Source organism: Kribbella sp. NPDC058693 (assembly GCF_042715335.1).
Taxonomy (GTDB): Bacteria; Actinomycetota; Actinomycetes; order Propionibacteriales; family Kribbellaceae; genus Kribbella; species Kribbella jiaozuonensis.
In genome coordinates this window covers 1,137,113-1,161,692 of record NZ_JBHXSQ010000004.1, presented here as the reverse complement: position 1 = coordinate 1,161,692, position 24,580 = coordinate 1,137,113, and the positions used below count along the sequence as shown (strand labels likewise).

The following is a 24,580-nucleotide window of genomic DNA, read 5'->3' as shown; positions in this document are numbered from 1 at the left end:
TGCACTACCGTGGCTGCCCATGAGGGACATGCCATGGCAGTGACGATGCGCGACGTCGCACGCGAGGCCGGCGTGTCTCCGAAGACGGTCTCGAACGTGATGAACGGCTACCCGTACATCCGCGCCGAGACCCGGACCAAGGTGCTCGCCGCGATCGATGCCCTCGGCTACCGGATGAACATCTCCGCCCGCAACCTGAAATCCGGGCGGACCGGCGTCATCGGCCTGGCCGTGCCGGAGCTCAGCCTGCCGTATTTCGCTGAGCTCGCCGACCAGGTGATCGTGGCGGCCGACAAGCACGGCCTGACCGTGATGATCGAGCAGACCGGCGCGGATCGCGACCGCGAGCTGACAGTGCTGGGCCGCCCCCGCGGCCACCTGGTCGACGGCCTGCTCTACAGCCCGCTCGGCCTGGGTCAGGACGACGTCGGCTACCTGAAGTCGAGCACCCCGATGGTGCTGCTCGGCGAGCGCATCTTCCACAGCCCGGTCGACCACGTGATGATCGACAACGTCGCCGGCACTAAGGCCGCGGTCGAGCATCTGCTCGCCCTGGGACGCCGGCGGATCGCGGTCCTCGGCGTACATCCCGGCGAGAAGGTCGGTACGGCGGCCATCCGGTACGGCGCGTACGTCGATACCCTCACCGAGCACGGCCTCGAGATCCCGCCTCAACTCGCGTCTCCCGGCGGGCGCTGGCACCTCGGGGTCGGTGCGGAGGCAACCGAGCGGCTGCTCGCGTCCGGCGTCGAGTTCGACGCCATCCTCGGCCTGAACGACAGCCTCGCGCTCGGCGCGCTCCGGGTGCTCTCCCAGCGAGGCATCCGCGTGCCGGACGACGTCGCGGTGGCCGGCTTCGACAACATCGACGAGGCCAGCTACAGCACCCCGAGCCTGACCACGGTCGACCCGGGCCGCGCCGAGATCGCCCAGCGAGCCGTCGACCTGCTGGTACGCCGAATGGCGGGTGACGTCTCCGAGCACGAGGAGATCGCCGCGAAGTACGAGCTGCACACCCGCGAATCCACGCTCGGCATCAACTGAAACCTTGACGGTCCCGAACCGCTCCGGGCATCCTTTCTACACCGATGTAGTACACCGATGTAGATCCGCCTGAAGGACTACGACAGGAGCAACCTGGTGCCTGCTGCCACTCTGATCATCGACCCCGCGTTCACGATCGCGCCTGTGAACCGTCGGACCTTCGGGACGTTCGTCGAGCACATGGGTCGGTGTGTGTACACCGGCATCTACGAGCCCGGCCATGCGACCGCCGACGAGGACGGCTTCCGGAAGGACGTGCTCGAGCTGACCCGTGAGCTCGGCGTGTCCGTGGTCCGCTACCCCGGCGGCAACTTCGTCTCCGGTTACCGCTGGGAGGACGGTGTCGGCCCGCGGGACGAGCGGCCGCGCCGGCTCGACCTGGCCTGGCACAGCATCGAGACCAACGAGTTCGGGCTGGACGAGTTCAGCCGGTGGTGCGCGAAGGCCGGCGTCGAACCGATGATGGCGCTCAACCTCGGGACGCGCGGCGTGCAGGAGGCGCTCGACCTGCTCGAGTACGCGAACCACCCGGGCGGTACGGCGTTGTCGGACCTGCGCGAGCAGCACGGCGGAGCGTCGTACGGGATCAAACTGTGGTGTCTCGGCAACGAGTTGGACGGACCGTGGCAGGTCGGGCACAAGACGCCGACGGAGTACGGACGACTGGCGGCGGAGACCGCGCGGGTGATGCGGATGGTCGAGCCGGATCTCGAGTTGGTCGCGTGCGGATCGTCGTCGTCGCGGATGCCGCTGTTCGGGACCTGGGAGCGGGACGTACTGCGGGAGACGTACGAGTTCGTCGAGTACATCTCCTGCCACGCGTACTACGGGAACGACGACGGCGACACCGACTCCTTCCTGGCGTCCGCGGTGAACATGGACCGCTTCATCGAGTCCGTCGTCGCGACCGCGGATCACGTCGGTGCGGAACTCAAGAGCAGCAAGAAGATCGGCATCTCGTTCGACGAATGGAACGTCTGGTACGGCGAGCGCTCCCGCCGTACCGACGGTCCGCACGACCAGTGGGAGGTGGCGCCGCGGCGGATCGAGGACGAGTACAACGTCACCGATGCCGTTGTCGTCGGCAACCTTCTGATCTCGTTGCTCCGGCACAGCGACCGGGTCGGTGTCGCCTGCCTGGCCCAGCTCGCGAACGTGATCGCCCCGATCATGACCGAGCCTGGCGGCCCGGCCTGGCGGCAGCCGACGTTCCACCCGTTCGCGATCACGTCCCGGCTCGCGGCCGGTCAGGTCCTCCGGGTCGAGACCGATTCACCGCTCACCACGACGGACAAGTACGGCGATGTCGCGGCGATCGACGCGGTCGCGACGTACGACGACGGCAAGGTCGCGATCTTCGCCGTCAACCGGTCGACCGACGGCCCGATCGAGGTGACCATCGACGTCAGCCGCACCGGCGTCACCACCGTCGCCGAGGCGCTGATCATGCACAACGACGACCCGCTGGCCACCAACTCGGCCACGGACCCCGACCACGTTGTGCCGCAGCAGTTCGAGGCGGCCACGCTCGCCGACGGCAAACTGACCGTTACGCTTCCGGCCATCAGCTGGACAGCTGTTTCACTGTCGACTGACTGACCCCGCTGTACGAGACTGGGTGCCTGTAGGGGCGCCCAGTCTGGTGGGGAGATCCGATGTACGACTACGACCTTGTGGTGATCGGATCCGGCCCGGGCGGGCAGAAGGCCGCGATCGCCGGTGCGAAGCTGGGCAAGCGGGTAGCGATGGTCGAGCGGATCTCGATGCTCGGCGGCGTCTGCGTCAACACCGGCACGATTCCGTCCAAGACCCTGCGCGAGGCCGTGCTTTACCTGACCGGCATGGCGCTGCGCGATCTGTACGGCGCCAGCTACCGGGTGAAATCCGAGATCACGATCGCCGACCTGATGGCCCGGACGCAGCATGTGGTCGGCCGCGAGGTCGAGGTGGTCCGATCGCAGTTGCTCCGCAACCACGTCGAACTGCTGCACGGTACGGCGAGCTTCGTCGACCCGAACACGATCCAGGTGACCGGGGCGGGCCGCGGCGAGACCAGCACGGTCACGGCCGAGAAGATCGTGATCGCCACCGGGACCAGGCCGGCCCGGCCGCGACAGATCGAGTTCGACGACCGGCATGTGCTCGACTCCGACGCGATCCTCAAGCTCGAGAAGGTGCCGGGCTCGATGGTCGTGGTCGGCGCGGGCGTGATCGGGATCGAGTACGCGTCGATGTTCGCCGCGCTCGGGACCCGGGTGACGGTGGTCGAGAAGCGCGACCGGATGCTGGAGTTCTGCGATCCCGAGGTGGTCGAGTCGCTCAAGTTCCATCTCCGCGACCAGGCGGTCACCTTCCGGTTCGGCGAGGAGGTCGAGCGGGTGGAGGTGTCGGACCGCGGTACGGTCACCTCGCTGGCCAGCGGCAAGCGGATCCCGGCCGAGATGGTGATGTACTCCGCCGGCCGGCAGGGCGTCACCGACGCGCTCAACCTGGAGGCCGCCGGGCTCGAGGCTGACGCGCGCGGCCGGATCAAGGTCGACGAGCACTACCGAACCACCGTCGAGCACATCTACGCCGTCGGTGACGTGATCGGCTTCCCGGCTCTTGCGGCGAACAGCATGGATCAGGGCCGGCTCGCGGCGTACCACGCGTTCGGTGAACCGGCCCGCGAGCTGGCCGGGCTGCAGCCGATCGGCATCTACACGATCCCCGAGGTCTCGTACTGCGGTGCCACCGAGGAGGAGCTGACCCGCTCGTCGGTGCCGTACGAGGTCGGCGTCTCGCGGTACCGCGAACTGGCCCGCGGGCAGATCCTCGGCGACACGTACGGGATGCTCAAGCTGCTCGTCTCGACCGAGGACCGCACCTTGCTCGGCGTACACGTGTTCGGCACCAACGCGACCGACCTGGTCCACATCGGACAGGCGATCATGGGCTGCGGTGGAACCGTCGACTATCTGGTCGACACCGTCCTGAACTACCCGACGCTCTCCGAGGCCTACAAGGTCGCCGCGCTCGACGTCACCAACAAAATCCGGGCCCTCGATGCCTTCAGGACGGATTACTCTGACGGGCGTGAGCAATCAGTCTGATCTCGCGGAGACCAACCGCCTGGAAGCGTTCAGCGACGGCGTCTTCGCGATCGCGATCACCCTTCTCGTCCTCGAACTGCACAGTCCCGAACTCGAGGAGGGGCAGCGGCTGTGGCCGGCCCTGCTGGACGAGTGGCCGCAGTTCGCGGCGTACCTGACCAGCTTCGCGATCCTCGGCATCATGTGGGTCAACCACCACTCGATGTTCCGCCAGATCCAGCGCGCGGATCGCGGGTTGATGTTCCTCAACCTGTTGCTGTTGTTGTGGACGACGCTGCTGCCGTTCCCGACGAGTCTGTTCGCCGAGCATCTCGAGGACGACTCGATCAACGCGAACGTCGCTGCCGCCGTCTACAGCGCGAACCTGACGCTGGCGGCGATCGCGTTCAGCATGATCTGGTGGTACGTACTGCGCAATCACCTGGTCGAACACGAGATGACCAAGAGCGAGATGCGCCGCTCGCTGGTCCGCTACTCGATGGGCACGGTGATCTACGGCGCGACGATCGGCATCTCGTTCATCTCCGCGAAGGCGACGCTGCTGATCGTGTTCCTACTCGCGTTGTACTACGCCTTCGAGCAGGTCAGGACCCGCGACTGAACTGGGTGATGTAGATGCCGGGGGCAACCTCTAGCCTGCCGGTCTCGGTGTAGCCGCGGAACTTGTAGAGGTTGACGGCCGGGGTGTTGGCCGAGCCGGTCGAGACCAGACTGACAGGTCGCGGTTCGAGCCGATCGAGTTCGTCGAGCAGGGCTTTGCCGTGGCCGCGGCGGGCGTGTGCAGGGTCGACGATCAGGCGGGAGATCTCGACCGTGTCGTCGTCGGGAAACTCGTACGCGACCGCGCCGACGAGCGTGCTTCCGTCGTACCTGCCGAGCCAGTGCTCCGTGGACTGCATGAGGTTGGTCAGGTCTTCCTGGAGTGGCGGGATGCCGTCGAAGCCGATCAGCCCGGCCTCCACGGCGTACGCCGCGTGCTGGATCGCGAGCAGGCGCTCGGCGAGCGCGCGGTCGGTGAGGTCCAGCGGCGTGATCACCTTGGGTAGGCTACGCGGCCTTCCAGTAGCCCAGGGATTTCACGCGATGCTTCGGTACGGCGAGATCCTTCAGGACGTACGACGTGAGCGCGCGCGTGGTCGCGGTGTCGCACGCGATCCAGACGAACGTGTCGGGGCTGATCTCGCTCTTGAGCTCGGCCTTCACGTTCTCGACCATCGCCGGCCGCGGCACCTTGCGCAGCTCGTGATGCGCCGGGTCGATCCGGAACGGGAGCTCGTCGTCGAGGTCGTGGGTCGTCTCGAACCAGATCGTCGCAGGCAGCTTCGGCGCGACCGCGAGCAGCGAGTTGATCGCGGGCAACGAGGCCGGATCGCCGATCACCAGCATCCGCGGCGGCAGCGGGTCCGGCACCTCGAACCCGGTCCCCTGCACGGTCGCCTCGATCGTGTCGCCCGGCTCAGCCTTGCGGGACCAGTCGCTCGCGCAGCCGTCGTGCAGCGCGAACTCCAGGCTGAATGTGCCGGCCTCGACATCCGGATCGACCAGCGTGTACGCGCGCTGGTGCGGCTTGCCCGCGTTCTCGAACCAGAGCCGCACCCACATCGTCGGATGTACGCCGATCGCCCGCAGCAGACCGCCGTCGGTGAAGTGCACCCGGCGGTAGCGCTCGGTGACCTGTTCGGCAGCCGTGACGGTGAAGACGAAGTCCTTCCCGCGGAACAGCTTGAGCACCACGCCTTCCCAGCCGTGCCCCACTACCCACCTCCGGCGACAATGCTCTTGCGGCTTGGATTGCTGCTTTGTAAGTTAGCGCAGCCTAACCTAACTGAAACGAGGCGCGTTGTGAATGCGAGAGTGTTCCGGGACACCTATGGCGTGCCGCAGCTTCAAGCCGGCGACCCTCTCGCATTGGTCTATCTGCAAGGCGTGAACGCTGCCCGGGACCGCGCCTGGCAGATCGAGCTGGAGCGCCGCCGGTATCTCGGGACGAGCGCCGCATTCCTCGGGGCGGAGGCGGCTGGGTGGGACGTGTTCGCGCGTCAGGCTCGGTTGGCCGATACGGCTCAGCAGTGTTTCGAGGCGCTGGACGACGAGACGCGCGAGTGGGTCACGGCGTACGTCGAGGGTGTGAATCACGCGCTGCCGGGTGGGGCTCTGCGGGCGCCGGAGTTCGCGGAGACCGGGTTGACGTTGCAGGAGTGGGAGCCGTGGGCGCCGCTCGGGATCTGGCTGGCGATCCATGTGTTGTTCGCGGGGTTCCCGACGAAGTTGTGGCGGACCCATGTTGCGCAACATCTCGGTGAGGATTCGTTGGATCTGTTCTCGTCCGAGGGGCCGCATGGTGCCGGGAGCAACGGGTGGCTGATCCCGGGGTCGCACACCGCGTCGGGTCAGGCGATCGTGGCTGGTGATCCGCATCGGTACGTCGAGAGCCCGGGCGTGTATCAGCAGATCAGGCTGACGTGCCCGGAGTACGACGTACTGGGTCTCGCAGTGCCAGGTATTCCTGGCCTGGCGCACTTCGGGCATACGGGTGGGGTCGCTTGGGCGATCACGAATGCGATGGCGGACTATCAGGATCTGTATGCCGAGCAGCTCCGCAGGACTGCAGGTGGTGTCGAGGCTTTGGGTCCGGACGGGTGGAAGCCGGCGGCTGCGCATCTCGAGGTGGTCGAGGTCGCCGACGCGGATCCGATCTCGGTCGAGGTCATCGAGACCGAGCGTGGTCCGATCATCCAGGACGGCATCAGTCTGCGGTATCCGCCGCGGGTGACCAGGCGGCTGGGTTTCGAGGCGATGGCTAAGTTGCTCCGGGCAACCACTGTCTCGGATGTCGACTCGGCCTTTGACGAGTGGGTCGAGCCGGTGAACGTGGTGCTCGCGGCTGACACTGCGGGTGGGCTGCTGCATCGGACGGCGGGGCTGGTGCCGCGGCGGGATGCCAGCAACCGGATGCGGGTTGTGCCGGGTTGGGAGGCTGCGCATCAGTGGGACGGATGGTACGAGCCGATGCCGCGAGCGGAGGTGGACGGGCCTGCGGTGATGGCGAATGCTCGTGAGTTGGCGGCGCCGTTGGGGGTTGAGTTCGCGGCTGTGCATCGTTCGGCGCGGATCCGCGAGCTGGTGAATGCTCGCACCGACTGGACCGTCGAGGGCATGCCGTCCATCCACAAGGACACGTTCCTGGGCTCGGCCGGCTCAGTCCTCGACCTCTTGGTTGACCTCGACGACCTCTCCACGCAAGCCGTTGCCCTGCGCACCGAACTGCTCGAGTGGGACCGGCGGATGGATGCCACGAGTACGACGGCGTCGTCGTACGCCGCGGTGCGCAAGGCGCTGATCTCGCGGCTCACGGATCACTTCACGGTGCTGGAGAATGCCGAGGTCGCGGAGGTGTTCGAGCCGTGGATGGATCCGCTGACCCACGTCTCCTACGCGCTCGAGAATCTGGTCGCCGCTGACTTGCCGGAGATCAACTTTGGCTGGTTGGCGCGGGAGGCTCTGGAGGAAGTTGCCGCGCAGAAGCCTCGGCCGCCGTGGGGTGAGACGCATCAGCTTTCGCCGCTGCATGCCCTCCGCGATCCGGTGTTTGCACGGGATGAGGAGCCGTACGATCTGGCTCTCTCCGGCGATCATCATTGCGTCATGTCGACGTCGAGCCTGCCTGGACTGACCGATGTCTGCATCCGTGCGTCGGCGGCGCGGTACGCCTGGGATCTCGCCGATCGTTCGGCCAGCAGGTGGATCGTGCCGCTCGGCGCGTCCGGCGTACTCGGGGATGCACATCATCACGACCAACTCCCGTTGTGGTTGCGTGGGTCGTTGGCGCCGGCGGTTGCCGAGATCGTTCGTGAGGATCGCGGCTACACGGTTGAGGTGGACGGGTTCGGCACGGTCCTGCTGGAGGAGGCTGATCCGGCGCGGGATCTCGAGCTGATCCACGAATGGGTGACGGCCGAGCGGGCGACGTACTGGGGCATGGGTGAACTGTCGCGCGACGAGATCGCTGCGACGTACCTGTTCCTGGATTCGGTGCCGACGCATCACGTGTACGTCGTGCGGCTGGACGACGTACCGGTTGCGCTGCTGCAGACCTACGATCCGCAGGCCGATCCGGCAGGTGCGGCGTACGACATCAAGGCCGGCGATCTCGGGCTGCATCTGCTGATCGCGCCGGGCGATCCGCAGCCGGGCTTCACTGCAAACCTGCTGCAAGCCCTTGCACAGTTCGTATTCGTGCACCTCGGGCACCCGCGGCTGGTGGTCGAGCCCGACGTACGCAATACCCGAGCCATCAACCGCTTCACCCGCACCGGCTTCACCCTCGGCCCCGAAGCCAAGATCCCCCAGCCCGGCGGCTCAACCAAAACCGCCCAGTTCGCCTTCCTCACAAAGGCCCAGTTCCTGGCCGTCAGGAAGTAGCCGCTCGCCCTCGCCGCACGGTTTCTGGACAAATTCATGGGTGGGGTGTCGGATCGGGGCGGGGGTGTTCGTTGGAGAGGTGAGGGGCACGCTCCGCCGTACGGACGATCGAGGAAAGGGACCATGAAGCTTCTGCTGACTTCTGCCGGGATTCACAACGCGACGATCGAGGATGCGCTGGTCGAGTTGCTGGGCAAACCGATCGCGGAGTCCACTGCGCTCGTGATTCCGACTGCCATCTACCCGTTCCGCGGTGGGCAGTTCGGTGCGTATCGGATGATCTCCGGGAACGGTCCGTCGCGTTTCACCGACGTCGGGTGGAAGTCGGTGGGGCTGCTCGAACTGTCGGTGTTGCCGAGTATCGAAGAGGATGCGTGGGTGCCGATCGTCCGTGAGGCTGACGCGTTGCTGTTCTGGGGCGGTGACCCGGTGTTCCTCGCCAACTGGATGCGGCGTTCCGGCCTCGCCGATCTAATGCCGACCCTGCGCCCCGAGGCCGTGTACGTCGGGGCCAGCGCGGGAGCCATCGCCGCCGCGTCCACCTTCGTCGAGACCTACACCGAGCCGCCCCTCAGCACCGACGGCCCGCTCAAGTCGGAAAGCGTCGTCTTCAGCACGCCTGAGGGCGACATCGACAGGACTCTGGTCACCGCCGAAGGCGCGGGGCTGGTCGACTTCGCGATCATCCCGCACTTCGAGCACCCGGATCACCTCGACGCGTCGTCGGCCAACGCCGAGAAATGGGCAGCACACATTCCCGTACCGACGTACGCAATCGACGACGACTCCGCGGTCAAGGTTGTCGATGGCAACATCGAGGTCGTCTCCGAAGGACAGTGGAAACTGTTCACTCCGTAACGGACCGCTGTGCCTCGCCGTGTTGGGTCGCCCAACTGGAAAGGAAGCGCAAGGATTCAGCGGCCGGGCTGTCGGGTTCGGCCGTGTAGGTGATGATCACCAGGCCGTCGCCGGGCAGTTCCATGGCTTCGCCGGTGAGCTCGAGGTCGCCGACCAGCGAGTTGTGCAGCCGTTTCGCGGCGGTGCGGTGGTACTTGACGTTGTGGCGCGCCCACCGGGTCCGGAACTCGTCGCTCCTGGTGGCGAGCTCACCGACGAGATCAGTCAGGCTCTTGTCGTGCGGGTTACGGCCCGCCTCGGCCCGGAGCGCGGCGACAGAGTCGTCCGCGACGTTCTCCCAGTCCAGGAAGAACTCGGGCGCGCGGTGGTCAAGGAACAGGAACCTGGCGACATTGAACGGCAGGCGGGCGCGGTCGAGGATGCCGTCGTACAAGGCGAGCGCGAGATCGTTGAAGGCGAGGATGTCGGTACGCGCGTTCCGGACGTACGCCGGGGTGGCGAGCGCGTCGAGGAGCCGCAGTACTCCGGGGCGCACCTTGGACACCGTCGTACGGCGTGAGCCGCGGACCGGGCCGGTCGAGGCGCGCGCGAGGTCGAACAGGTGGGCGCGCTCAGCGTCGTCGAGGCGCAGCGCCTGGGCGAGGGAGTCGAGTACTTGTTCGGAGACGCCGGCGAGGTTGCCGCGTTCGAGCCGGATGTAATAGTCGGCGCTGACACCCGCGAGCAGGGCGACCTCTTCGCGGCGCAGCCCAGCCACGCGGCGCTTGTCGCCGAACGTCTGGAGACCGGCCTGCTCTGGCGTCACCTTCGCCCGCCGGCTGGTCAGGAACTCCCGTACGTCGTCCTTGTTGCTCACGGATTCCACCGTACGGGCGGGGGCGAGCGCGCTGGGAGGGTCTGCTGGTACCTGGTCCACGGGAGACTCCCATCTGTGACAGAGATGGGTGTTCGCTGGATGCATGACCACCCAGACCGTCACGTTGAACAACGGCGTCACGATGCCGATCGTCGGCTTCGGGGTCTTCCAGATCCCGGAGGACCAGACCCAGGCCGCCGTCGAGGCCGCTCTCGAGGCGGGATACCGGCACCTCGACACCGCCGCGTCGTACCTGAATGAGGAGGCCGTCGGCGCCGCGATCGCTGCCAGCGGACTGCCTCGTGACGACCTGTTCGTCACGACCAAGCTGTGGATCCAGCATGCGCCGACCGGCAGCGTCGAGGACGACACCATGCGCGCGTTCGACACGTCGTTGCGCAAGCTCGGGCTCGACCACGTGGATCTGTACCTCATCCATCAGCCGCTCGGCGACTACTACAGCGAGTGGCGCGCGATGCAGAAGCTCTACCAGGAAGGCCGGGCTCGGGCGATCGGGGTGTCGAACTTCCACCCTGACCGGCTCGTCGACCTCATTGAGCACAACGAGATCACCCCGGCGGTGAACCAGGTCGAGACGCATCCGTTCCACCAGCGCGTCAGCGATCAGGAGTTGATGCGCGAGCGCGGCGTACAGATCGAGTCCTGGGGGCCGTTCGCCGAAGGCCGCAACAACCTGTTCACCGATCCGGTTCTCACTGCGATCGCCGAGGTGCACGGCAAGTCGGTCGCTCAGGTCGTACTCCGTTGGCTCGTCCAACGGGATGTTGTCGTTATCCCGAAGTCGGTCCGCCCGGATCGGATGGCGCAGAACCTCGACATCTTCGACTTTGCCCTCACCGACGAGCAACTGAAGGACATCGCGACGCTCGACACCGGCGAGAGCCTGTTCTTCGACCATCGCGACCCGGCCATGGTCAGCGCCCTCGGCGGCCGCCGGATCTAGGAAGGAAATCACATGACCACCTGGCTCATCACCGGCTGCTCCACCGGACTCGGCCGCGCCTTCGCCGAGGCCGTCCTCCACCGCGGCCACAATGTTGTCGTCACCGCGCGCGAGGTCGCTCAGGTGCAGGACCTCGCTGAAAAGTACCCCGATACGGCTCTGCCGCTTCCACTCGACGTCACCGACGACCACCAGGTCACGGCCGCTGTCGGTGCGGCCGAGGAGCGGTTCGGCGGCGTCGACGTACTCGTCAACAACGCCGGCTATGGCTACCGCGCGGCCGTCGAGGAAGGCGAGGACGACGCGGTACGGCGGCTCTTCGAGACTCACGTGTTCGGTACGGTGCGCACGATCAAGGCCGTGCTGCCTGGGATGCGCGCTCGGCGTACCGGCACGATCGTGAATCTGTCCTCGATCGGTGCGCGGATCTGCCCTGAGGGTTCCGGCTACTACTCGGCCGTCAAGGCTGCGATCGAGGCGCTCACCTTGTCGCTGCGCAAGGAGGTCGCGCCGCTCGGCATCACCGCGATGGTCGTCGAGCCGGGCGGCTTCCGGACGGACTTCGCCGGCCGGTCCCTTACCCAGTCCGCCGTACCGATCGCCGACTACGCCGATACCGCAGGCAAGCGGCGTAAGGAGTTTGGCACCGGGCACGGGCGGCAGCCGGGCGATCCGGCGAAGGCTGCGGGCGCTTTGATCCAGGCGGTCGAGTCCGACAACCCGCCGTACATGCTGCTCCTCGGCAACGACACCTCCGACGGCTTCCGCGCTGCACTCGACGCGCTTCGCGCTGAGGCCGACGCCTGGGAGACCCTCAGCCGCAGCACCGACTTCAACACCTGACCAAGGAGACACCGTCGCGAGCCTGGTCACGTCCAGCAGCTTCGAACAACTGCCCAACCGCCTTCGGCTTGTCCCCTTCCCTCTGAGGTGGCACTCTCTCCGAGTGCGGGAAGGGTAGAACTGCAGGCGGCGCGGAGCCGACCGAGCGGACGTTGGAATGGGTCGCCGATTCGATCGGTGGCGCGATCAGGTCGGTGCAGGCGTTGCACGACGACCAAGGACCTTGGCGGGTCGGCGTCGACGTACGTGGTCGTGAACGGCATTTCGTACTGCGTTCGCTCACGCCGCGCATCGATGCGGCTTTGATTGCTACGGGTGCGGCTGCACTCGAGGTTGCCGAAGTACATGGGGTGTGGGCTCCTCGGCTTGTTGCGAAGGACCTCGACCGTTGCGTGACCCTAGAGACTGTTGCCTCAGGCAACACGACCTGGCCGCGCACGTTGCCCGTCGCGAGGCTGCGCGCTGCCGATGCTGCACTCGCGCGAGTCCATGCGATCCGGCTGGAGCCCAGCCCTCACCTGCCGCTCCGGATACGCCCGATTGCGGTCGACGACTTCGCCAGGGACCGGCGCCTGGGCAACCTGCCGACGACGCCACTCCTCAGACAAGCAGACGAGCTGATCCGGAGCCTCCCCCAGCCGCAAGGCGAAACCGTCTTCGTCCACGGCGATGTCTGGCCAGGCAACCTGACCAGCACCTGCACCCTGATCGACTGGAAAACAGCCGGCGTCGGCAACCCCGGCGTAGACCTCGGCGAACTCCGCAAACAGATAGCCATCGCGTACGGCGCAACAGCCCCGCACATCGTGGAAGCCTGGGAGTCAGCCTCCGGCAGGCCAGCCACAGACATCCCGTACTGGGACGCAGTCGCCGCCCTCAACACCCCAACGACCCTTTACAACCCAGAGGCCACCGCAAGACGCGACGCCTTCCTGCGGGCAGCTCTCAGCCAGCTCTAAAGGACTCCGTCGAGCGCTTCTCGCAGCTCGTCGAGGCCGTCGAGGCCTAGTTGGCGGCCGTTGGGGAACTGGTCGGCTCGGTCCCACCGCCAGGTGGTGACCATCGCGAGCACGAGGATGCGGCAGACGTCGACCAGGTCCTGATCGGCGTCCGGGTAGTGCGCGGTGACTTCCTCGGGTGCGTGGGCGAGATCGAATTCGACCGGGCCGCGGCAGCACGTCTCGAGGTCGATGAAGAGCGGGCCCTGCTTCGTGTTGAGCAGATTGCCCGGGTGCGGTTCGCCGTGCAGCAGTTGCTCGGCCGCGTGGTGGTCGGCGATCGTACGTCGCAGGTATCGCAGGGCGTTGTCGAGAAGATCCCGGCCTGCGTCGGCGAGCTCCGGAGTACTTTCGCGGTTCGCCACGAGTTCCTGAGCTTCCGCGATCCGATCGGTGTAGTGCGGCGACGGGATGTCGATCTTGCGCATGCCCGCGTGCAGCCGCTCGAGTGCGTCGGCGTACTCGCCAGGAATCAGCTCACCTGCCACGGATTCGTAGTACGTCCACAGCGTGACGACGAAGCCGTCGCGTTCATAGACCCGCGGCTCCACGCGAGGCTCCAGCGCTGCCATCGGACTACCGAACTCGACCAACTGCTGAGCGATGTCGACCTCGAACTGTGCATTCTGCTCGTGGACGGGCGCCACCCGCGCCATCACGTCACAAGGCAACAGCCGCAGCGCCAGCTTGTTCGAGTTGTGGAGTACTACCGCCTCCTCAACCACCAGGCCGTTGGACGCGGCGATCCATTTCGCCGTATCCGTCGCTCGCGCAGCTTCAGACGCCTCCACGGTTCTCCTTCGATCAGTCGTTGGGTTCGAGACAGAATTCGTTGCCTTCGGGATCGGCCATCATGATCCAGCCGCCGGGTTCCGCCGTACGACGATCGTCGACGACCACCGCACCGAGCGCCTGCAACCGGGCGAGCTCGTCATCCTGCGAACCGCCCTGCGGCAGGAGATCGAGGTGGACCCGGTTCTTCCCGCCCTTCGGCTCGGGCACCTCGACGAACACCAGCTGCGGCCCGTCCCGCTCCGGGTCAGCCACCACCCAGAACGGATTCCCCGGCATCTCGACCTTCTCGGCCGGCCACCGCGTCACCGCACTCCAGAACCGCGCGACCGCTGCGGAATCGCCACAGTCGAAGGTGACGTTCAAGATCGCACTACGCATGAATCTCCTCGCCGACCCGCGCGGGCCTTCTGAACATCATGAACGCTCACGACCGCGAACGCCTGCGGTTTATTGACTGGAGCGGGGCGCTACCGTAAGCGCGTGAGCATTGATCCGGTAGCGCACAACCGTGCGGCGTGGGACCTTCAGGTCGAGAGCGGCAACGAGTGGTCGCGCCCGATCACTCCCGAGACCGTCGCACGGGCACGCGCCGGTGACTGGTCCGTCGTGCTCATCGGGTACAAGCCGGTCGACCGGTCGTGGTTCCCCGCGGACCTGTCCGATGTGGACATTCTCGGCCTGGCCTCGGGCGGTGGGCAGCAAGGCCCAACTCTCGCTGCGGCCGGCGCGCGCGTCACGGTCTTCGACAACTCGCCGCGTCAGCTCGCGCAGGATCAGCTGGTCGCGGAGCGCGAGGGTCTGGAGCTGCGCACGGTGCTGGGCGACATGGGTGATTTGTCGGAGTTCGGCGACGCCTCGTTCGACCTCGTCTTCAACCCGGTGTCGAACCTGTTCGTGCCCGAGCTCGCACCCGTGTGGCGCGAGTGCTTCCGCGTACTGCGACCGGGCGGCACGCTGCTGTGCGGCTTCCTCAACCCTGACGTATACCTGTTCGACAACGAGGCCATGGACACCCGCGGCGAACTGATCGTCCGCCACCGCCTGCCGTACAGCGACCTGACCCACGTCCCGGCCGAGGAGCGGGAGCGCCTGTGGGGAGCCAATGCGCCACTGGAGTACAGCCACACGATGGCCGAGCAACTCGGTGGCCAACTCGCCGCCGGCTTCATAATCACCGCCTTCGACGAAGCCCCCCACCACGCCGACGCCACCGCCGGCTGGCTCCCAGGCTACTTCGCCACCCGCGCCGTCAAACCCTAAGAAACACGGGGCTACCGCGCCAACCGTGCGCCGCCAGTAGCCGGAGGTGGGTAGGAGCCGTGCGTAACACCGCGCGGTCGCACAACACCACATCCAGCTGACCTATCCGCAGCACGCCCCACCACGGTGCGGTCGACCGCGCGACAGCGCGCAACACGCGGGCGGCAGCCCGCAAGCCCGGCGACAGCCGGAAGGGATGCGCCGGCGGTAGCCGGAGGGTGGGTGGGGCGGCGCGTAGCACGGCGAGGAACGAGCCGCGCGTAGCACCGCGATGGGCTGACTCCAGCCCTCACCAGCAGTACCTAGTTCTTGCGGGCGAGTACTGCGGCGATCAGGCGTTGGTAGTCGTTGGGGTCTTCGGGGGTGTCGTCGTTGCGCCATTCGGAGGCGGGGACGATGCCGGGGTCCAGCACCGTGAAGCCGTCGCCGAAGAGGGCGAGGATCTGGTCGTCCGTGCGCCAGCGGCCGCGGCCCAGTGAACCCTGGAGAACGGTCTCGAGTTCTTGGCTGCGGGGGTCGTTCTCGCTGCGGAAGTGGCTGATGAAGACGTGGCTGCCGGAGGCGATGTGGTCGCGCCAGAAGCGGACGATGGCGGCCGGGTCCTCGTCGTCGTTCACGTGGTGCAGGGTGGCGCTGAAGATCACGCCGACGGGGTTGCCGAAGTCGATCAGCCGCACGGTGTCGGGGTGCTCGAGGATCGCCTTCGGCTCGCGCAGGTCGGCCTGGATGACGGTGGTGTTGTCGTTCTCCGCGAGCAGCGCGCGCCCGTGGGCGAGCACGATCGGGTCGTTGTCGACGTACACGACCTTCGCGTCCGGTGCGTACCGCTGGGCGACCTGGTGCACGTTGTCGGCCGTCGGCAGTCCGCTGCCGAGGTCGATGAACTGCCGGACCGGCGTGTTCGTGACGATCTCCTGGACCGCCCGGATCAGCGCGCCGCGGTTGTCGTACGCGATCATCCGCGAGCCGGGCAGTTCGTTGATGAACCGGTCCCCGAACGCGCGGTCCACCGCGAAGTTGTCCTTGCCCCCGAGCAAGTAGTCGTACGTCCGGGCGATGCTCGGCTTACTGGTGTCGAACGGGTACGCCGAACCCACCTGCTCGTTTGCGTCAGCCATCGCGCGGAATCCTTCCTCTCGAGACAGCTGTCACTCTATGCGACGCGGAAACCACACCGCTCCGGACCCCGGCCTGTCACGTTCGACCGACGCCGTACCACCGCCGAACCCCGGTCCGTCCGGCGATGTCATCGTTATGTCATCGCCCACCGCGATCGTGGGTGCCATGAATGGTCAGCTCTCCCTGGTACCGGTCCCCGGCGCACAGAAACCCGCGTACGGCGGAATCGCCGAGCTGCTCGCATCCGCCCAGAACGAGGTGGTCGCGATGAGCACGCTCACCCCGGCCGCACCCGCAGTCAACCCGCGCGAGGTCAGGCGCGGAGTGCGCTACCGAGCAATCCACCCGGACCGGGCCCGTACGACGCCCGCCCTCGGCCGGCACCTCGGCGCGCTGTCGCTGGCCGGAGTCGCGGTCCGCACGATCCCGCGGGTGCCGATGGACATGATCGTCGTCGACGGCTCGGTGGTCGTTCTGCCTGCCGACACCGGCAACGGCAACGTCGCAGTACTGCGGCTGACCAGCGTGGTGACGACAGCGCTGGAGCTGTTCGAGCGGATCTGGCCGGACGCCGTACCGCTGGCCGGCCCGGAGCTGCCGGACCGGGCGGACCTGTCGGTGCGTGAGCAGGAGATGCTCCGGCTGCTCGCCCTCGGCGCGACCGACGAACTGGTCGCGGCACACCTCGACATCTCGGTCCGGACGACACGGCGGATCGTGGCCCGGGTCATGAACCGCCTCGGCGCCCGCAGCCGTTTCCAGGCCGGCGTCAAAGCCGCGGACCGCGGCTGGCTGCCGGTCGACGACGGGCTGACCGCCACCGGGTGAAGGAACCAACGCGACCCGACCCCCCGGCGTCAGCAGGCATGCCGAAACGGCCGTCGGACTCGCGGACGACGGCCGCTCATCGGGCTGTGCAGAAACGGTGACCTGGTCTGGCGGGCCCTGCCACCGGAGTTGTCAGTTCAGTGTGTGTTTCGGTGCTTCGTGGTCGCGGCGTCGGTCCGGTTTGGTTTCGTGCACCGCGTGGTCCGCAGTACGTGGGGCCGGGCACACCGGGCCGCGACGGATCGGTCCGCCGCCCAGCCTCCGGCTCTTCCACTGCTTTTCTTCGTAATCGTAGTAAGTGTCGACTCCTCCGACAGTCATCCGGCCTCCCTAAAACCCCCCGTCCCCTGCTGGCCCATCAACAGTCCGTCACGACAACCCCGACAGACAAGCGATTCCAGAAATCACCATCGATCAACACGCTTGAACGCCTGCTTGTGTTGGTTTGCCCCACAAATGTGCAGCGTTGGAAAGTCTCAGACGGAGACGATCGCGACGCCGTGACCGGGCAACCACAGTCCGGCATCGGCCAGCTCGGCCCTGCCGAACGCCATCACCAGGTACTCCGGGGGCCCGTCGACCGGCACGATCCCGTCCTCCGCGGCCAGATTCGCCACCACCCGCAGGCTGCCGCGCGTCACCACCAGCCAGCTCCCGGCCGGGTCGAACGAGATCCCGACGGACTCGAGCCGGTCATCGCGAAGCTCCGGCATCCGCGCCCGGAACGTGAGCAGGTGCCGGTACCAGGTCAGCAGCTCGTGATGCGGCGACTCGTCCGGCTCCGACCAGTCGAGCACGGAGCTCCGCCAGGTCTGCGGATCCTGCGGGTCCGGAATCTCGTCGGCGGTCCACCCGAAGTCCGCGAACTCCCGCCGCCGCCCGGTCCGGACCGCGTCGGCCAGCTCCGGCTCGCCGAAGTCGGTGAAGAACCGCCACGGCGTCGAGGCGCCCCACTCCTCACCCATGAACAGCATCGGCGTGTACGGCGACGTCAGTACCAGCGCGGCACCGATCGCGAGCTGCCCCGGCGTCAGCGCAGGCCGGTCGCCGAGAGCCCGGTTGCCGATCTGGTCGTGGTTCGACGTGTAGACGAGGAACTGGCCGCCGTGTTCCTTCCGCGGATCGACCGGACGACCCCAGATCTTGCCGCGGAACGTCGAGTACGTCCCGTCGTGCATGAAGACCCGCGTCAGCGTCTTCGCGAACACAGCAGGGTCGCCGAAGTCCACGTAGTACCCGAAGCGCTCGCCGGTCAGCAAGGAATGCAGCGCATGGTGGAAGTCATCACTCCACTGCGCGGTCATACCCATCCCACCCGTGGACACCGGCTCGACGGTGCGCGGATCGTTGAGGTCGGACTCGGCTACCAGCCCAAGCGGCCGCCCAAGTTCACGGGAGAGCTCTGCGGTCTCCTCTGACAGCTGCTGCAGCAGATGTGTCGGGCTGTCGTCGACCAGCGCGTGTACGGCGTCCAGCCGCAGCGCGTCGACGTGGAAGTCGCGGAACCAGCGCAGTGCGTTGTCGCAGATCCACCGGCGTACCTCTGCGCTGCCTGTGTCGTCCAGGTTGACCGCTGGACCCCAGGGGGTGGAGTGGCGGTTGGTGAAGTACGGACCGAAGCTGGCGAGGTAGTTCCCGCTCGGACCGAGGTGGTTGTAGACGACGTCGAGACAAACGGCCAGTCCGGCCTCATGACACCGGTCGACGAACCGCTGCAGTGCCTCCGGTCCGCCGTACGGCTCATGGACGGCGTAGAGGTCCACGCCGTCGTACCCCCAGCCTTGTACGCCGGGGAACGCGGCGACCGGTAGCAGCGAGACCACCTCAACGCCCAGCACAGCCAGGTAGTCCAGGTGCTCGGCGGCCGCGTCCAGTGTGCCGCCTGCGGTGAAGGTGCCCAGGTGCAGCTCGTAGAAGACCGATCCGCGTACGTCGCGACCGGTCCAGTTGTCGTCGCTCCACTCGAACCGGTCCGGCTCGAACACCCGGCTGAACCCGTGGACGCCGTCCGGCTGCCAGGGGCTGCGCGGATCGGGCATCGGGTCGCTGCCGTCGACGGAGTACGCGTAGTCGGTGCCGTGGTGCGCCTCGACGACGTGCCGCTCCCACCAGCCGTCGGTGCTCCAGCGCATCGGGAGCACGCCGTCCCGCAGTACCAGGTCGACGTTGGTTGCCTCCGGCACCCAGACACGAAAGGTGTGCATGTGTCAGCTCCTGACCAGCAGGGCCACTGGCAGATCTGTCAGCAGGTCCTCGATCCTGGCAGCACCACTACCGACCTCGCGACCGGTCAACACGTTCTTCCACTGCCCACTCGGCAGTACTACCGCGCTGTCACCCCAGCCACCTAGGCGCTGCAGTGCAGCGGGCAGTCTGGTCGCCACGGTGATGACCGCATCGCCACGGGCGAAGGCAACCGCATGTCCGTTGGACGTCGGCAGCGGTGCGTAGCTGCCGGCAAAGGCCTGCGGGTACTGACGCCGGATGCGGAGTGCACGTGACGTGATCAGCAGCTTCTCGTCGGACAGGTCCTCCGGCTTGCCACCGCCGTCCAGATGCTGCAGCCGAGCGATACGCCGCTCGTAGTCCACCGGCCGCCGGTTGTCCGGGTCGACCAGGGAGAGGTCCACCAACTCGGTGCCCTGGTAGACATCCGGTACGCCGGGCATCGTCAGCTGCACCAGCTTCTGCCCCAGCGTGGCTGCTCTGACGTAGCCGGTCTGGTCGTCGGCAAAGCGGCGTACCGAGTCGAGGACGTTGTCGTCGTGCAGGACTGCGGTGACGAAGGCAGCGACCGTCTGCTCGTACTCCTCGTCCGGTGAGGTCCAGGACGTGGTGCGCTTGGCCTCGCGGATCGCCTTGAGCAGATAGGCCTGCAGGCGGTCCTCGGCGAGCGGTCCGTCGTCCCAGGTGCCGAAGAGCGTCTGCCAGAAGAGGTACTCCGCACTGCCGTCCAGCAACGGATTGCGGTGATCCTCCGACAGCCGACGCCATTCGCGGACCGCCTCGGACCACGCGGCGGGCTGCTCCGACAGCACACCGAGTCGAGCACGCACGTCCTCGGATCGCTTGGTGTCGTGAGTCGACAGCGTGGTCATCGTCTTGGGCCAGTGCTTGTTCAGCTGGGTTGCGTACGCGTGGAACTCCTCCGGCGTGACACCGAAGTGCTCCGGATCCCCACCGACCTCGTTCAGCGACGTCAACCGGAACCAGCGGTAGAACGCGGTGTCCTCAACGCCCTTTGCCATCACCGGACCGCAGGTCTGCTGGAAGCGCACGATCAGCTCGGCCCGCGCCCGCTCGTCGATCGTGCTGGTCTCGCGACCAAGCAGCAGATGCAGGACGACGCCCAGCGTGGCCTGCCGGTCCTCGTCGAGGTTCGCCCGCGCCTTCTCCGCCGCCCGCTCCAGCGCGGCCACCGCTGTCGGCGACGGCTCCTCCCCTGGTACGACGTACGCGCGGTAGACGTCGAAGTGGACGAGCAGCTCAGCTACGACCTCGTGGAACGCCCGCCTGGTGTGGTCACGCAGTCGTACGTCGTCCTGGCAGATGCGCGCGAGTAGCTCGACGAGACGATGCACCTCGGCGTACTGCCCGTGCTGGACGATCTCGCGCTTCGCCTCCTCCACGACCGGCCCGAAGTCGGCTGGAGCCCCGGTGAGCTCGGAGTGCAGCGCCGCGAGCGGTGCGGCACCGGACGGGTCGACGAACAGACCGCCGACGCGCAGGAGAGCGTCGTACCCAGTCGTGCCGGCGCAGGGCCAGTCGGTGGGCAGCTCTTCGTCGCCCTCGAGGATCTTCTCCACTACAACCCACGCACCGCCGGTCCGCTCGGCCAGTCGGCGCAGGTAGCCACGCGGGTCGGCTAGTCCGTCCGGGTGATCGATGCGGAAGCCGTTCAGCTTGCCGTCGTTCAGCAGCGCCAGCAGGAGCTGGTGGGTCGCGTCGAAGACCTCCTGTGTTTCTTGCCGGATCGCAGCGAGGGTGTCGACGTCGAAGAAGCGCCGGTAGTTCAGCTCCTCGTCGGCGACCCGCCAGTGCGCGAGGCGGTACCACTGCTCCGTCACCAGTGCGGCGATCGGCAGGTCCTCGGTCCCCGGGCGAAGCGGGTACTCGTGTTCGTAGTACCGGAGTACGCCGTTGTCCACGGACAGCTCGCCGTCGGCCAGCACCTTGCCGATCCGCTGACCGAGCACCGCCATCAACAGTGGCTGATTACCCGAGCCCCAGTCCACGTCGAACCACTCCGCGTACTGCGAGCCCGGACCGAGCCGCAGTACGGACCAGAGCGCCTTGTTCAAGCTGGCCGGTGTCGGTACGGCGACATGGTTGGGTACGACGTCCGCGATCGCACCCATGCGGCTCTCGGCCAACCGCGCCGACAGCCGCTCGAACGCCGGCAGTCCACCCATCGGCTCGGACAGCCGGCTGTGGTCCACCACGTCGTACCCGTGGGTGGAACCGGGCGCGGCCTGGAGAATCGGGGACAGGTAGGCGTGGGAGATCCCGAGGCTCTGCAGGTACGGGACTACCGCGGCGGCGGCGTCGAAGCCGAACTCCGCGCGGAGCTGGAACCGGTAGGTGGCCTGCGGGACCCCCCTCATCCGGCAGCCTGCCTCGGGCGGGTGAGTACGAGCGTGCTGCGGGCTTCCAACTGGATGGTGTTGCCGGCGACATATGGCTCGTCACTCGCCCCGCCAGTGGCACTCGTGGTGTCCACAGCGACTGTCCAGCTCTCGCCGTACTCCTCCGGTGGTAGCAGGAAGTCAACCGGCTCGTAGTTGCTGTTCATCAGCACCAGGAACGAGTCGTCGACCACCGGCTCGCCGCGTGGGTCCGGCTCGGAGATCGCATCGCCGTTGAGGAAGACCGCGATCGCGCGGGCGTCGTTCTGCTGCCAGTCGCCGTTCTGCATCTCGGTGCCCTTGGGCGTGAACCAGACCAGGTCACCGAGGCCGTCGACGCCGGTGTCGCCGTGGAAGAACCGGCGCCGGCGCAGCACCGGATGGTTGTTGCGCAACCGGACTACGGAGCGAGTGAACTCCAGCAGATGCTTCTGCGGCTCGGTCAGCTCCCAGTCGACCCAGGCGAGCTCGTTGTCCTGGCAGTACACGTTGTTGTTGCCCAACTGCGTCCGGCCGAGCTCGTCGCCGTGGGCGATCATCGGCACGCCCTGTGAGATCAGCAACGTGGTGAGGAAGTTGCGCTGCTGGTTGGCGCGCAGTCGCAGTACTTCGGGGTCGTCGGTCGGGCCCTCGACGCCGCAGTTCCAGGAGCGGTTGTGGCTCTCGCCGTCCTTGCCGCCCTCGCCGTTCGCGTCGTTGTGCTTGTCGTTGTACGAGACCAGGTCGCGCAGCGTGAAGCCGTCATGGGCGGTGATGAAGTTGATGCTCGCCAGCGGCCGGCGGCTGTCGTCCTGGTACAGGTCCGACGAGCCGGTCAGCCGGGAGGCGAACTCGGCGAGCGTGTACTGCTCACCACGCCAGAAGTCCCGCACGGTGTCGCGGAACTTCCCGTTCCACTCGGTCCACAGCGGCGGGAAGTTGCCCACCTGGTAGCCGCCGTCACCGACGTCCCACGGCTCGGCGATCAGCTTCACCTGACTCACCACCGGGTCCTGCTGGACCAGGTCGAAGAACGCCGACAGCCGGTCGACCTCGTGGAACTGGCGGGCCAGGGTGGCCGCCAGGTCGAAGCGGAAACCGTCGACATGCATCTCGGTGACCCAGTAACGCAGCGAGTCCATGATCAGCTGCAGCACGTGCGGGTGCCGCATCAGCAGGCTGTTGCCGGTGCCGGTGGTGTCGTAGTAGTGCCGCTTGTCCTCATCGACCAGCCGGTAGTACGCCTCGTTGTCGATGCCCTTGAACGACAAGGTCGGACCGTACTCGTTCCCCTCGGCGGTGTGGTTGTAGACCACGTCGAGGATGACCTCGATATCCGCCTCGTGCAGCGCCTTCACCATCGCCTTGAACTCGGTCACCTGCTGCCCGCGGGTGCCGGTGGACGAGTAGGCGTTGTTCGGCGCGAAGAAGCCGATCGTGTTGTAGCCCCAGTAGTTCGACAGGCCGAGCTCCTGCAGGTGGCCGTCCTGGGCGAACTGGTGGACCGGCATCAGCTCGATCGCCGACACCCCGAGTTCCTTGAGGTGCTCGATGGTTGCCGGGTGCCCGATACCGGCGTACGTGCCGCGGATGTTCTCCGGCAGACCGGGGTGCGTCTTGGTGAGGCCCTTGACGTGCGCCTCGTAGATGACGGTCTCGTGGTACGCATGGCCCGGCGGGCGGTCGTTGCTCCAGTCGAAGAACGGGTTGGTGACCACCGAGAGCATGGTGTGCTCGCGGTTGTCCATCGTGTTCAGCTCGTCGGGCTTGGCGAACCGGTAACTGAACAACGATTCGTCCCCGTCGATCTGTCCGTCGATCGCCTTCGCGTACGGGTCCAGCAGGAGCTTGGACGGGTTGCACCGGTGACCTTCGGCCGGGTTGTACGGGCCGTGCACCCGGAAGCCGTACCGCTGCCCGGGCTGCACCCCCGGCAGGTACGCGTGGTGCACGAAACCGTCCACCTCGGTCAGCTGCACCAGCTGCTCGGCACCGTCGTCAGCGACCAGCGCCAGATCCACTCGTTCGGCAACCTCCGAGAACAGCGCGAAGTTCGTCCCGGCGCCGTCGTACGTGGCACCGAGAGGATAAGGACGACCTGGCCATTTCTGCACCTGACGACAGTAGCCACCTCCGACGTTGGAGACCTCATCGGTAGGAGTTTTGAGTGCGAGTGTTCACTCGTCGCGCGTGATGCCGTCGAGGATGCGGTGCAGACCCCACAGGTACTGCTCGGTGGTGACAAATCGAGCCATGGTGGGGACGGCTGCGGCGGAGCGCGGGAAGACCGCGGCGGGGATCTGCTCGTAGGTGGCGCGACGGCGCGCGACACGGACATCTTCGGACGGAAGCGGACCCGGATCGGTCTCGTCCGAGACCTCGAGCGCGATCGATCCGAGGACGTAAACGATCAGCAGGTACGTCGAACGCGCCGCCTCGACCGGGTCGATACCCGCGTCGATGAGGAGACCGAGCAGCCGCTCGTTGAGGGCCGTCGTACGCGGACCGTCCATCGGACCGCTCATCAGCAGCGCGCCGGCGCCGGGATGTGCGACCAGGTTCGTGCGGACGTCGAGGGCGAGCGCCTCGATCCGGTCCCGCCAGGGCAGGGTCTCGTCGGCGAAGCCGCCGCTGTCGGCGTCGCCGAGCAGTTTCTCGACCAGCGCCGCGACGACGGCTGACTTGTCAGGGAAGTACGTGTAGACGGCATTCGGCGCGACGCCGACCTTCGCCGCGATGCCACGGATCGACGCCTGGCCGCCCTCGTCCAGGAGCTGGAGCGCGGCGGTCAGGAGCTCGTCCTCGGTCAGGGTTCGTCGCGGCCCGGGCCGCCCTCTCGTAGCCATCTCTGGACAGCGTACAGAATTACGTGCACACTATCTCTGTACACCGTACAA

At 67.0% G+C, this 24,580-nt stretch carries 21 protein-coding genes; 11 read left to right on the top strand and 10 right to left on the bottom strand.

Annotated features, from left to right (window positions below; translation table 11 throughout):
- Nucleotides 1-33: 33 nt before the first annotated feature.
- The 4 genes from ACFWUU_RS31900 (at nt 34) to ACFWUU_RS31885 (ending at nt 4,737) form a co-directional block, all read left to right on the top strand.
- A complete protein-coding gene (locus ACFWUU_RS31900; protein ID WP_380181036.1) occupies nt 34-1,044 on the top strand; it encodes a LacI family DNA-binding transcriptional regulator in 1,011 nt (336 codons plus the stop codon).
- A 96-nt stretch (nt 1,045-1,140) separates the two neighbouring features.
- Nucleotides 1,141-2,643, top strand: coding sequence for an alpha-N-arabinofuranosidase (locus ACFWUU_RS31895; protein ID WP_380181034.1), 1,503 nt, complete (start codon nt 1,141-1,143; stop codon nt 2,641-2,643).
- Nucleotides 2,644-2,699: 56 nt separating this feature from the next.
- Nucleotides 2,700-4,136 carry a Si-specific NAD(P)(+) transhydrogenase gene (sthA, locus tag ACFWUU_RS31890; protein WP_380181032.1) on the top strand — a complete coding sequence of 479 codons (1,437 nt, stop codon included), beginning with the start codon at nt 2,700-2,702 and terminating at the stop codon, nt 4,134-4,136.
- The gene (locus tag ACFWUU_RS31885) at nt 4,120-4,737 is read left to right on the top strand and encodes a TMEM175 family protein (protein ID WP_202877521.1); all 618 of its coding nucleotides are present in this window, start codon (nt 4,120-4,122) and stop codon (nt 4,735-4,737) included. The genes sthA and ACFWUU_RS31885 overlap by 17 nt, the downstream gene beginning before the upstream one ends.
- On the opposite strand, the gene ACFWUU_RS31880 is transcribed toward ACFWUU_RS31885, so the two are convergent.
- Nucleotides 4,721-5,173, bottom strand: coding sequence for a GNAT family N-acetyltransferase (locus tag ACFWUU_RS31880; protein ID WP_380181030.1), 453 nt, complete (start codon nt 5,171-5,173; stop codon nt 4,721-4,723). The genes ACFWUU_RS31885 and ACFWUU_RS31880 overlap by 17 nt on opposite strands.
- Nucleotides 5,174-5,183: 10 nt before the next feature.
- Nucleotides 5,184-5,891, bottom strand: coding sequence for a siderophore-interacting protein (locus ACFWUU_RS31875; RefSeq protein ID WP_380181028.1), 708 nt, complete (start codon nt 5,889-5,891; stop codon nt 5,184-5,186).
- A gap of 87 nt (nt 5,892-5,978) precedes the next feature.
- Here ACFWUU_RS31875 and ACFWUU_RS31870 point away from each other — a divergent pair, with 87 nt between their 5' ends.
- Nucleotides 5,979-8,558 (top strand): GNAT family N-acetyltransferase, encoded by a 2,580-nt coding sequence (locus tag ACFWUU_RS31870; protein ID WP_380181026.1) that lies wholly within the window; start codon nt 5,979-5,981, stop codon nt 8,556-8,558.
- A 123-nt stretch (nt 8,559-8,681) separates the two neighbouring features.
- Nucleotides 8,682-9,416 carry a Type 1 glutamine amidotransferase-like domain-containing protein gene (locus tag ACFWUU_RS31865; protein ID WP_380181024.1) on the top strand — a complete coding sequence of 245 codons (735 nt, stop codon included), beginning with the start codon at nt 8,682-8,684 and terminating at the stop codon, nt 9,414-9,416.
- On the opposite strand, the gene ACFWUU_RS31860 is transcribed toward ACFWUU_RS31865, so the two are convergent.
- Nucleotides 9,406-10,272 carry a helix-turn-helix transcriptional regulator gene (locus ACFWUU_RS31860; RefSeq protein ID WP_380181022.1) on the bottom strand — a complete coding sequence of 289 codons (867 nt, stop codon included), beginning with the start codon at nt 10,270-10,272 and terminating at the stop codon, nt 9,406-9,408. The genes ACFWUU_RS31865 and ACFWUU_RS31860 overlap by 11 nt on opposite strands.
- Before the next feature lie 103 nt (nt 10,273-10,375).
- Here ACFWUU_RS31860 and ACFWUU_RS31855 point away from each other — a divergent pair, with 103 nt between their 5' ends.
- The 3 genes from ACFWUU_RS31855 (at nt 10,376) to ACFWUU_RS31845 (ending at nt 13,038) form a co-directional block, all read left to right on the top strand.
- Nucleotides 10,376-11,236 carry an aldo/keto reductase gene (locus ACFWUU_RS31855; protein ID WP_380181020.1) on the top strand — a complete coding sequence of 287 codons (861 nt, stop codon included), beginning with the start codon at nt 10,376-10,378 and terminating at the stop codon, nt 11,234-11,236.
- 12 nt (nt 11,237-11,248) lie between these two features.
- Nucleotides 11,249-12,079 carry an oxidoreductase gene (locus ACFWUU_RS31850; RefSeq protein ID WP_380181018.1) on the top strand — a complete coding sequence of 277 codons (831 nt, stop codon included), beginning with the start codon at nt 11,249-11,251 and terminating at the stop codon, nt 12,077-12,079.
- Nucleotides 12,080-12,231: 152 nt separating this feature from the next.
- Nucleotides 12,232-13,038 carry a phosphotransferase family protein gene (locus ACFWUU_RS31845; RefSeq protein ID WP_380181016.1) on the top strand — a complete coding sequence of 269 codons (807 nt, stop codon included), beginning with the start codon at nt 12,232-12,234 and terminating at the stop codon, nt 13,036-13,038.
- Here the strand turns inward: ACFWUU_RS31845 and ACFWUU_RS31840 are convergent.
- Complete coding sequence (locus ACFWUU_RS31840; protein WP_380181014.1) at nt 13,035-13,868, bottom strand: phosphotransferase family protein; 834 nt, start codon at nt 13,866-13,868, stop codon at nt 13,035-13,037. The genes ACFWUU_RS31845 and ACFWUU_RS31840 overlap by 4 nt on opposite strands.
- 13 nt (nt 13,869-13,881) lie before the next feature.
- Entirely contained in the window at nt 13,882-14,250 is a 369-nt protein-coding gene (locus tag ACFWUU_RS31835) for a VOC family protein (protein WP_380181011.1), read from the bottom strand.
- Between the two features lie 102 nt (nt 14,251-14,352).
- Here ACFWUU_RS31835 and ACFWUU_RS31830 point away from each other — a divergent pair, with 102 nt between their 5' ends.
- On the top strand, nt 14,353-15,132 hold the full coding sequence (locus tag ACFWUU_RS31830; protein WP_380181009.1) for a class I SAM-dependent methyltransferase: 780 nt from the start codon (nt 14,353-14,355) through the stop codon (nt 15,130-15,132).
- A 302-nt stretch (nt 15,133-15,434) separates the two neighbouring features.
- On the opposite strand, the gene ACFWUU_RS31825 is transcribed toward ACFWUU_RS31830, so the two are convergent.
- Nucleotides 15,435-16,250, bottom strand: a complete 816-nt coding sequence (locus tag ACFWUU_RS31825; protein WP_380181007.1) for an SAM-dependent methyltransferase — start codon at nt 16,248-16,250, stop codon at nt 15,435-15,437.
- Between the two features lie 166 nt (nt 16,251-16,416).
- Here ACFWUU_RS31825 and ACFWUU_RS31820 point away from each other — a divergent pair, with 166 nt between their 5' ends.
- Complete coding sequence (locus ACFWUU_RS31820) at nt 16,417-17,079, top strand: LuxR C-terminal-related transcriptional regulator (protein ID WP_380181005.1); 663 nt, start codon at nt 16,417-16,419, stop codon at nt 17,077-17,079.
- A gap of 476 nt (nt 17,080-17,555) precedes the next feature.
- Here ACFWUU_RS31820 and treZ read toward each other — a convergent pair whose 3' ends face one another.
- The 4 genes from treZ to ACFWUU_RS31800 all read right to left on the bottom strand — a co-directional run bounded on the left by treZ (nt 17,556) and on the right by ACFWUU_RS31800 (nt 24,529).
- Nucleotides 17,556-19,283, bottom strand: coding sequence for a malto-oligosyltrehalose trehalohydrolase (gene treZ / locus ACFWUU_RS31815; protein ID WP_380181003.1), 1,728 nt, complete (start codon nt 19,281-19,283; stop codon nt 17,556-17,558).
- A gap of 3 nt (nt 19,284-19,286) precedes the next feature.
- The gene (gene treY, locus ACFWUU_RS31810) at nt 19,287-21,683 is read right to left on the bottom strand and encodes a malto-oligosyltrehalose synthase (RefSeq protein WP_380181001.1); all 2,397 of its coding nucleotides are present in this window, start codon (nt 21,681-21,683) and stop codon (nt 19,287-19,289) included.
- Nucleotides 21,680-23,797 carry a glycogen debranching protein GlgX gene (gene glgX, locus ACFWUU_RS31805; RefSeq protein ID WP_137252309.1) on the bottom strand — a complete coding sequence of 706 codons (2,118 nt, stop codon included), beginning with the start codon at nt 23,795-23,797 and terminating at the stop codon, nt 21,680-21,682. The genes treY and glgX overlap by 4 nt, the downstream gene beginning before the upstream one ends.
- Before the next feature lie 63 nt (nt 23,798-23,860).
- On the bottom strand, nt 23,861-24,529 hold the full coding sequence (locus tag ACFWUU_RS31800; protein WP_380180999.1) for a TetR/AcrR family transcriptional regulator: 669 nt from the start codon (nt 24,527-24,529) through the stop codon (nt 23,861-23,863).
- Nucleotides 24,530-24,580 lie beyond the last annotated feature (51 nt).